The 8,269-nt window shown below is 71.4% G+C and carries 7 protein-coding genes and 1 pseudogene; 3 read left to right on the top strand and 5 right to left on the bottom strand.

Features of this window, described 5'->3' with window-relative positions; genetic code table 11:
• The 4 genes and pseudogenes from DMH12_RS35295 to DMH12_RS35280 form a co-directional block, all read right to left on the bottom strand.
• Window positions 1-794, bottom strand: a pseudogene (locus DMH12_RS35295) (hypothetical protein); the annotation flags it as partial.
• A complete protein-coding gene (locus tag DMH12_RS35290) occupies window positions 776-1,552 on the bottom strand; it encodes an ABC transporter ATP-binding protein (protein ID WP_122615148.1) in 777 nt (258 codons plus the stop codon). The gene DMH12_RS35290 and the pseudogene DMH12_RS35295, both read right to left, overlap by 19 nt.
• Window positions 1,553-1,766: 214 nt before the next feature.
• Complete coding sequence (locus DMH12_RS35285; RefSeq protein WP_125495396.1) at window positions 1,767-3,140, bottom strand: aspartate aminotransferase family protein; 1,374 nt, start codon at window positions 3,138-3,140, stop codon at window positions 1,767-1,769.
• A 2-nt stretch (window positions 3,141-3,142) separates the two neighbouring features.
• Window positions 3,143-3,658, bottom strand: a complete 516-nt coding sequence (locus DMH12_RS35280; protein WP_122615146.1) for an Lrp/AsnC family transcriptional regulator — start codon at window positions 3,656-3,658, stop codon at window positions 3,143-3,145.
• Window positions 3,659-3,823: 165 nt separating this feature from the next.
• Between DMH12_RS35280 and DMH12_RS35275 the strand changes: the two genes are divergently transcribed.
• From DMH12_RS35275 to DMH12_RS35265, 3 genes are all read left to right on the top strand, one after another.
• On the top strand, window positions 3,824-5,263 hold the full coding sequence (locus DMH12_RS35275; protein ID WP_122615145.1) for a gamma-aminobutyraldehyde dehydrogenase: 1,440 nt from the start codon (window positions 3,824-3,826) through the stop codon (window positions 5,261-5,263).
• Between the two features lie 159 nt (window positions 5,264-5,422).
• Window positions 5,423-6,613, top strand: a complete 1,191-nt coding sequence (locus DMH12_RS35270; protein ID WP_125495395.1) for a spermidine/putrescine ABC transporter substrate-binding protein — start codon at window positions 5,423-5,425, stop codon at window positions 6,611-6,613.
• 12 nt (window positions 6,614-6,625) lie between these two features.
• Entirely contained in the window at window positions 6,626-7,195 is a 570-nt protein-coding gene (locus tag DMH12_RS35265) for an HXXEE domain-containing protein (protein ID WP_260474462.1), read from the top strand.
• Here the strand turns inward: DMH12_RS35265 and DMH12_RS35260 are convergent.
• Window positions 7,173-8,269: serine hydrolase (locus DMH12_RS35260; RefSeq protein ID WP_148107578.1), on the bottom strand; the 1,097-nt coding region annotated here is incomplete at its 5' end. The two genes, DMH12_RS35265 and DMH12_RS35260, sit on opposite strands and share 23 nt — an antisense overlap.

The following is an 8,269-nucleotide window of genomic DNA, read 5'->3' as shown; positions in this document are numbered from 1 at the left end:
GCGGAGTCCTGGGCGGGCGGGGGGCCGTCCGGGTCCGCCGCGCCGTCGCCGTCGCCGGCCCGCGTCAGCAGGGCGGCTCCTGCGTAGGGGGCGTCCGAGGGTTCGGTCGAACCGGCGGCCGCCTGCCGGGCCGCGGGCGCCGGGGCACCGGCCGGGGCCGGGGAGGACGTCGTCCAGCGGGCGCCGAAGCGGCCGTAGGCGCCGAAGGTCTCCCGGGCCTTGCCCCAGCCGTACGCCCCGAAGCGGCCGTAGCCTCGGGTGCCGGTGGCCCGGGCTCGGCGCGGCTCGCGGGGGCGCAGGGAGTACGCGACCGCGGCCGAGGCGGCGGCCGGTACCAGGGCCAGCAGCGTCAGGATCGCCGGCGCCGGGAGGGACTGGCCGACGGCCAGCGCGTCGGCCGGGACGCCGTCGAAGGGCGGGCCCGTCAGGTCGCCGCGCAGGTGGAGGAAGACCAGCAGGGCCGCCACCGAGCCGAGCACGCCCGACAGGGCCGTGGTCGTCGCCGAGACGGCCATCAGCCGGCCCGGCCCGAGGCCGATCGCGGACAGCCCCGAGCGGGGCCGGGTGCCGGGGTCGGTGCGGGCCACGGCGACCGCGAGGTACACCGTGGCGGCGAGCGGCGCCGTGCACCAGGCGAGGCGGAGGGCGGAGGAGCCGGGCACGTCCGGGTGGCTCATCGCGTGTCCGAAGGCGCACAGCAGCAGGAAGCCCGTGCCCGCCGAGGCCACCGCGACCAGCAGACGGCGCAGGTGGACGGCGAGATGGGCGGCGCGGGTCAGGCGGAGAGCGAGCACGCGGCCCGGCCTTCCGTTCCGGAGGCCCCGGCAGCGCCCGTGGCGACCGTGGTCTCGGCGAGCGGGGGCAGATGCACGGTCCGTACCCGTCGTCCGTCCAGCAGTGCCACCGCGCGGTCCGCGAGGCCGGCGGTCTGCGCCTCGTGCGTCGCGAGGACGACGGTGATGCCGTGCGAGCGGGCCGCCGTGGTGAGGGTGCGCAGCACCTGGGCGCGGTCGGCGCGGTGCAGCGGCGCCGTGGGCTCGTCGGCGAAGAGGACCGCGGGGGCGACGGCCAGCGCGCGGGCGATGCAGACGCGCTGCCGCTCGGCCTGCTGGAGTTCCCGCGGGCGCCGGCGGGCCTTGTCGCCGACGTCCAGGCGGTCCAGCCACTCCAGGGCGGCGGTCTTGGCCCGGCGCCGGCCCGTGCCGCGCAGCATGAGGGGGAGGGCGGCGTTCTCCCAGGCGTTCAGTTCCGGGACCAGCACGGGGGCGGGGTCGATCCAGCCGAAGCGGTCGCGGCGCAGCCGTTCGCGGCTGAGCGGCCCCATGGTGTGCACCGGCACGCTGTTGAACCACACCTCGCCGTCCTGCGGCCGGACCAGTCCGGACAGGCAGCGCAGCAGCGTGGTCTTGCCGCTCCCGCGCGGGCCGCTCACGGCGAGGATCTCGCCCTCGCGGACGCCCAGCGACACGCCTTGAAGCGCGGGGGAGCCGTCCTGGTGCTGGAAGTGCAGGGCACGGGCCCAGAGCACGTCGTTGTCCGGCGGAGCCTCCATGGGCGTACACCTCGGTTCTGATCCGTGTTTCCCCGGTCACGTCCCCCGTCCGGGGGAACGAGGAGGGGGCCGATCGGTCACTGGGCACGGTAGGGAGTCGCCGCGGGGGAAGCCGGAAAGCACGCGGCCCCGGGCCGCCGTTCTCACTCGAACGGACGGCGCCGGGGCCCGTGATGATCTTCTGGAAGTACCAGACGACCATCTGCTCGGACGATCAGAGCTTCGTCCACGCCTCCGTGAGCGTGGCGCGCAGGATCTGCTCGATCTCGTCGAAGGTCTCCTGGTTGGAGATCAGCGGCGGGGCGAGCTGGATGACCGGGTCGCCGCGGTCGTCGGCACGGCAGTACAGGCCGTTCTCGAAGAGCTTCTTGGAGAGGAAGCCGTACAGGACGCGCTCGGTCTCCTCGTCGTTGAAGGACTCCTTGGTGGCCTTGTCCTTGACCAGCTCGATGCCGTAGAAGAAGCCGTTGCCGCGGACGTCGCCGACGATCGGCAGGTCGTGCAGCTTCTCCAGGGTGGCGCGGAAGGCGCCCTCGTTGTCCAGCACGTGCTGGTTGAGGCCCTCGCGCTCGAAGAGGTCGAGGTTGGCGATGCCGACCGCGGCGGAGACCGGGTGGCCGCCGAAGGTGTAGCCGTGCAGGAAGGTGTTGTCGCCCTTGTAGAACGGCTCGGCCAGGCGGTCCGAGATGACGCAGGCGCCGATCGGGGAGTAGCCCGAGGTCATGCCCTTGGCGCAGGTGATCATGTCCGGAACGTAGCCGAACTTGTCGCACGCGAAGGTCGTGCCCAGGCGGCCGAAGGCGCAGATGACCTCGTCCGAGACGAGCAGCACGTCGTACTGGTCGCAGATCTCGCGCACCCGCTGGAAGTAGCCCGGCGGGGGCGGGAAGCAGCCGCCCGCGTTCTGCACGGGCTCCAGGAAGACGGCCGCGACCGTCTCCGGGCCCTCGAAGAGGATCTGCTGCTCGATCTGGTCGGCGGCCCAGCGGCCGAAGGCCTCCGGGTCGTCGCCGAAGATCGGGGCGCGGTAGATGTTGGTGTTCGGCACCTTGTGCGCGCCCGGGACGAGCGGCTCGAACGGCGCCTTGAGGGCGGGCAGGCCGGTGATGGACAGGGCGCCCTGCGGGGTGCCGTGGTAGGCGACCGCGCGGGAGATGACCTTGTGCTTGGTCGGCTTGCCGGTCAGCTTGAAGTACTGCTTGGCGAGCTTCCAGGCGGTCTCGACCGCCTCGCCGCCGCCGGTGGTGAAGAAGACCTTGTTGAGGTCGCCGGGGGCCTCGTTGGCGAGGCGCTCGGCCAGCTCGACGGCCTTCGGGTGGGCGTAGGACCAGATCGGGAAGAAGGCCAGCTCCTGCGCCTGCTTCGAGGCGGTCTCCGCCAGCTCCTGGCGGCCGTGTCCGGCCTGGACCACGAACAGGCCGGCGAGACCGTCGAGGTAGCGCTTGCCCTTGTCGTCGTAGATGTGGGTGCCCTCACCGCGGACGATGGTGGGGACGGGGGCCTTCTCGTACGACGACATGCGGGTGAAGTGCATCCACAGGTTGTCGTACGCGGTCCTGCTGAGGTCCTTGGGGCTGTCGGTGCTCACGATTATCGGGTTCCCCACATGTAGGTCTGCTTCTTGAGCTTCATGTAGACGAAGCTCTCGGTGGAGCGCACGCCGGGCACGGCCCGTATGCGTCGGTTGATGACCTCCAGGAGATGGTCGTCGTCCTCGCAGACGACCTCCACCATCAGGTCGAACGAGCCCGCGGTCATCACCACGTACTCGCATTCGGACATGGCCGTCAGCGCGTCGGCGACGGACTCCACGTCCCCCTCCACGTTGACACCGACCATCGCCTGGCGGCGGAAGCCCACGGTGAGCGGGTCCGTCACGGCGACGATCTGCATCACGCCCTGGTCGAGCAGCTTCTGGACGCGCTGGCGCACCGCGGCCTCGGAGAGGCCCACGGCCTTGCCGATGGCGGCGTACGGCCGGCGGCCGTCCTCCTGGAGCTGTTCGATGATGGCGAGGGAGACGGCGTCCAACTGGGGACCGCCGTTCCTGGACTCGCGGGAGTCCTTCGGGTCTGCGCTTCGACTGGCCACGGGTTCACTGTGCACGACGTCTCGACAGTTTCGCAAGGCCGTATCGATGAAATCCGTTGTCTAGGTCGTTCCAGTCTGCGGATTTCGCAATCAAGGGGCGATCGGGGGTGTTGAAAACGTCGGTGCACGGATTAGGGTGGGTGTCTCAGTGATTGGACACCCAACCTTGGAGGGCCGGCAGTGAGCACCGAGCTGCGTCGTCTGCGCAATTACATCGACGGTGAGTTCCGGGACGCCGCCGACGGACGGACCACGGAGGTGGTCAACCCCGCCACGGGAGAGGCCTACGCGACCGCGCCCCTGTCCGGACAGGCTGACGTGGACGCGGCCATGGCGGCCGCCGCCGCGGCCTTCCCGGCCTGGCGCGACCTGGTACCGGCCGAGCGGCAGAAGGCCCTGCTGAAGATCGCCGACGCGTTCGAGGAGCGGGCCGAGGAGCTGATCGCGGCCGAGGTGGAGAACACGGGCAAGCCCATCGGGCTGACCCGCTCCGAGGAGATCCCGCCGATGGTCGACCAGATCCGCTTCTTCGCGGGTGCCGCGCGGATGCTGGAGGGCCGCAGCGCGGGCGAGTACATGGAGGGCCTGACCTCCATGATCCGCCGCGAGCCGATCGGCGTCTGCGCGCAGGTCGCCCCCTGGAACTACCCGATGATGATGGCCGTGTGGAAGTTCGCCCCGGCGCTCGCCGCGGGCAACACGGTCGTCCTCAAGCCATCGGACACCACCCCGGCGTCCACGGCCCTGATGGCCGACATCATCGGCTCGATCGTGCCCAAGGGCGTCTTCAACGTCGTCTGCGGCGACCGCGACACCGGTCGCCTGATGGTCGAGCACGAGACCCCGGCGATGGCCTCCATCACCGGCTCCGTGCGGGCCGGCATGTCGGTCGCCGAGTCGGCGTCGAAGGACCTCAAGCGGGTCCACCTGGAGCTGGGCGGCAAGGCCCCCGTCGTCGTCTTCGAGGACACCGACATCCCCAAGGCCGTCGAGGACATCTCGACCGCGGGCTACTTCAACGCCGGCCAGGACTGCACGGCGGCCACCCGCGTGCTCGTCCACGAGTCGATCCACGACGAGTTCGTGAGCGCCCTCGCCAAGGCCGCGTCCGAGACCAAGACCGGGCAGCCGGACGACGAGGACGTGCTGTACGGCCCGCTCAACAACCCCAACCAGCTCAAGCAGGTCACCGGGTTCATCGAGCGCCTGCCCGCGCACGCAAAGGTCGAGGCGGGCGGCCACCGGGTCGGCGACAAGGGCTACTTCTACGCCCCGACCGTCGTCTCCGGCCTCAAGCAGGACGACGAGATCATCCAGAAGGAGGTCTTCGGCCCCGTCATCACCGTCCAGTCCTTCCGCGACGAGGACCAGGCGGTCGAGTGGGCCAACGGCGTCGAGTACGCGCTGGCCTCCTCGGTGTGGACCAAGGACCACGGCCGCGCGATGCGGATGTCCAAGAAGCTGGACTTCGGCTGCGTGTGGATCAACACCCACATCCCGCTGGTCGCCGAGATGCCGCACGGCGGCTTCAAGAAGTCCGGCTACGGCAAGGACCTGTCGTCGTACGGCTTCGACGACTACACGCGGGTCAAGCACGTGATGACGTCGCTGGACGCCTGACACCCCGGTTCGCGCACCGCGGCCCCGGACGGATTCCCGTCCGGGGCCGCGGTGCGTGCATCGTGAACGCGTCCTGGTCGACAGGGTGTCGGGCCTGGCCGAAGGCGCTCGACGCAGCGTCGATTGTCCCGGTGGGCGCGGGCGCGGGATCCTGCGGCCATGCCCCTGCTCCCGAGGACGTCCTCGATCTCCCGCCGGTCCCTGCTGCGCGGCCTGGGCGGTGGCGCCGCGCTCGGCGCGCTGGCCGGCTGCGGTGTGCCGGCCGCGTACGTCGCGCCGGGCGACCGCGCCGCCGCCGACCGGTCCGCCACCGAACGCCGGCTGACCTGGGCGAACTGGCCGCTGTACATCGACACCGACGACGAACACCCGAGCCGGCGGCCCACGCTGGAGGCGTTCGAGGACCGGACGGGCATCTCCGTCGACTACATCGAGGAGATCAACGACAACGACGAGTTCTTCGGCAAGATCAGCCCGTCCCTGATGAACCACCAGCCCGCCGACCGCGACCTGATCGTCATCAGCGACTGGATGTGCGGCCGGTTCGTCCGGCTCGGCTGGGTGCAGGAGATGGACCGCTCCCGGCAGCCGAACGTCACCGCGTACCTGGACCCGCTGCTGCGTTCGCCCGCCTTCGATCCCGGCCGCAAGTACACCGTGCCCTGGCAGTCGGGCATCACCGGCATCGCCTACAACCGCCGTCGGCTGGGCCGGGAGATCCGGCACGTGTCCGACCTGTGGGCGTCCGACCTCAAGGGCCGGGTGACCCTGCTGTCCGGCATGGACGAGGCGTTCGCCCTGCTGATGCAGGGCGACGGGGTGGACATCACCGACTGGCGGACGGACGACTTCCACACGATGTGCGACCTGGTGGAGAAGCAGGTCGGCAAGGGCCAGATCCGCCGCTTCACCGGCAACGACTACATCAAGGACCTCTCCAGCGGGGACGTGCTGGCCTGCCAGGCCTACTCCGGTGACGTGATCCAGCTCCAGGCCGACGACCCCGACATCGAGTTCGTCGTTCCGGAGGAGGGCGCCGAACTGTGGGCGGAATCCCTGATGATCCCCAACCTGGCCCGCCACAAGGGCAACGCCGAGCGGCTGATCGACTACTACTACCGGCCCGAGGTCGCCGCCGAGCTGGCCGCCTGGGTCAACTACGTCTGCCCGGTCCCCGCCGCCCGGGACGTACTCGCCTCCTCCGACGACCCGGACACGGCCGCCCTCGCCGAGGACCCGCTGATCTTCCCGGACGACAAGATGCGCGAGCGCCTCAGGATCGCCCGGGACATCGGGGCGGGGGAGCGGACGGAGTTCGCGAAGCGGTGGAACGGGATCGTCGGCGTGTAGCAGACTGCCGGAGTGGACAATTCATCGATTGGTGAATCGCGTTCCGGGGAGGTCGGCGGTGCGGTCACGCTCGGGCTGCTGGCCGCCTGGGCCCTGCACGATGCCGAGGAACTGGCGGCCATGCCGGGCTGGTGGCGCCGCAATCTGCCACTCCTGCGCGAGCGGTTCCCCACGGTGCCGGAGGGCGTCTGGCGGCGGGCCGGGTCGGTCGACGGGCGGGAGTTTGCCGTGGCCGTCGGCGCGATGGCCGCGGTCGTGGCCTCCGCGTCCGTCGCGGGACGGCTGACCGGCGGGCGGTCGGCCGTGTACCAGACCGCACTCGACGCCTTCGGTCTGCACGGCCTGGTCCACCTCGCGCAGGCGGGGCTCGTCCGCGGCTACACGCCCGGGTCGGTGACCTCTCCGCTGCTCGTCGTCCCGTTCACCCTCTGGGCCCGGCACCGGCTGCGCCGCGCCGGTGTGCTGCGGCCCACGCGCCCGCGCGACCTCGCCCTGGGGCTGGGGCTCGCGGGCGCGGCGACAGTCGCGGCGCACACCGTGGCGCGGCGGCTGACGGGGGCTACTTCAGCGCGGCCGCGGTGATGCCGTCGACGACCGGGTTGCGCTCCGCGCTCTTGGCGTCGGTGGAGTTGACCGAGTGGACGAGGGTGCGGCTCAGGTCGCGGGTTCCCCCGATGAGGGCGCTGTAGCCGTAGCGGGAACCCGACTTGCCCCAGAGGATCTGGTCGCCGACCTTCTCGTACTCCAGGCCCGCGCTGCGGGTCGCCTCAGGGAGGCCCGCCGGAGTCGTGAACATCTCCTCCAACTGCGGCTGCGGCACGATCCGTTCCGAGAACAGCTTCGTGAGCAGCCGCTCCAGGTCGGCGGTGGTCGAGATCATGTCGCCCGCCGCCCAGCGGTCCGCCTGGTTCCACTCGGTCACGTCGACCAGCTTCGTCGTCCCGTCGGGCCGTTCCACCTTCTGGTAGCCCCGGTTGTGCGGGCCCCGGATGCGGGGGTCGGTGCCGGGGAAGTAGGTGTCGCGCATGCCCGCCGGGCGCAGGACGAGCCGGGTGGCCTCGGCGGCGTACGTGCGCCCCGTCACCTTCTCGATCAACAGGCCGAGGACGGTGTAGTTGATGTTCAGGTAGTGCTGGCGCGTCCCGGGGTCGAACTCGGGTCCCTTCGCGATCGCCGACTGCGCGACCCGCTGCGGGGTGAGGGTGTCGAAGCGGTGCGCGTACGCCTCCGCGAAGTCGTCGCCGAGGCCGTCTCCCGCCTGGATGCCGCTGGTGTGGTTCAGCAACTGGCGCACGCTGATCGGCTTCCGGAACTTCGGCGTGAAGAGGTCGGGCAGGTAGCGCTGCACCGGCGCGTCCAGGTCCACCCTGCCCTCCGCCGCCAGCCGCAGCACGGTGGCGGCGGTGACGACCTTGGTGATCGACCCGGCTCGGAAGCGGGCGTTCGCGGCTGCCGGGCGCTCACCGGCCAGGTCGCGCACCCCCCCGCTGCCGCGCCAGGTCCCGCCGGTCGCGCCGACCCGCACCAGGGCGGCGGTGGCGTGCTGGTTGGGGACCGCGTCGACGGCGGCGCGCAGCGCGGCTTCGTCCAGAGCGTCCGTCCCGTGGGTCCCGTGCCCGGGGACGGAGGCTGCGGACGTGTCGGGGGAGGGCGGGG

This window comes from Streptomyces sp. WAC 04229 (assembly GCF_003947455.1).
Classification (GTDB): Bacteria; Actinomycetota; Actinomycetes; order Streptomycetales; family Streptomycetaceae; genus Streptomyces.
Note: the sequence above shows the minus strand (reverse complement) of the source record. Positions and strands in the feature narration are given on the sequence as shown.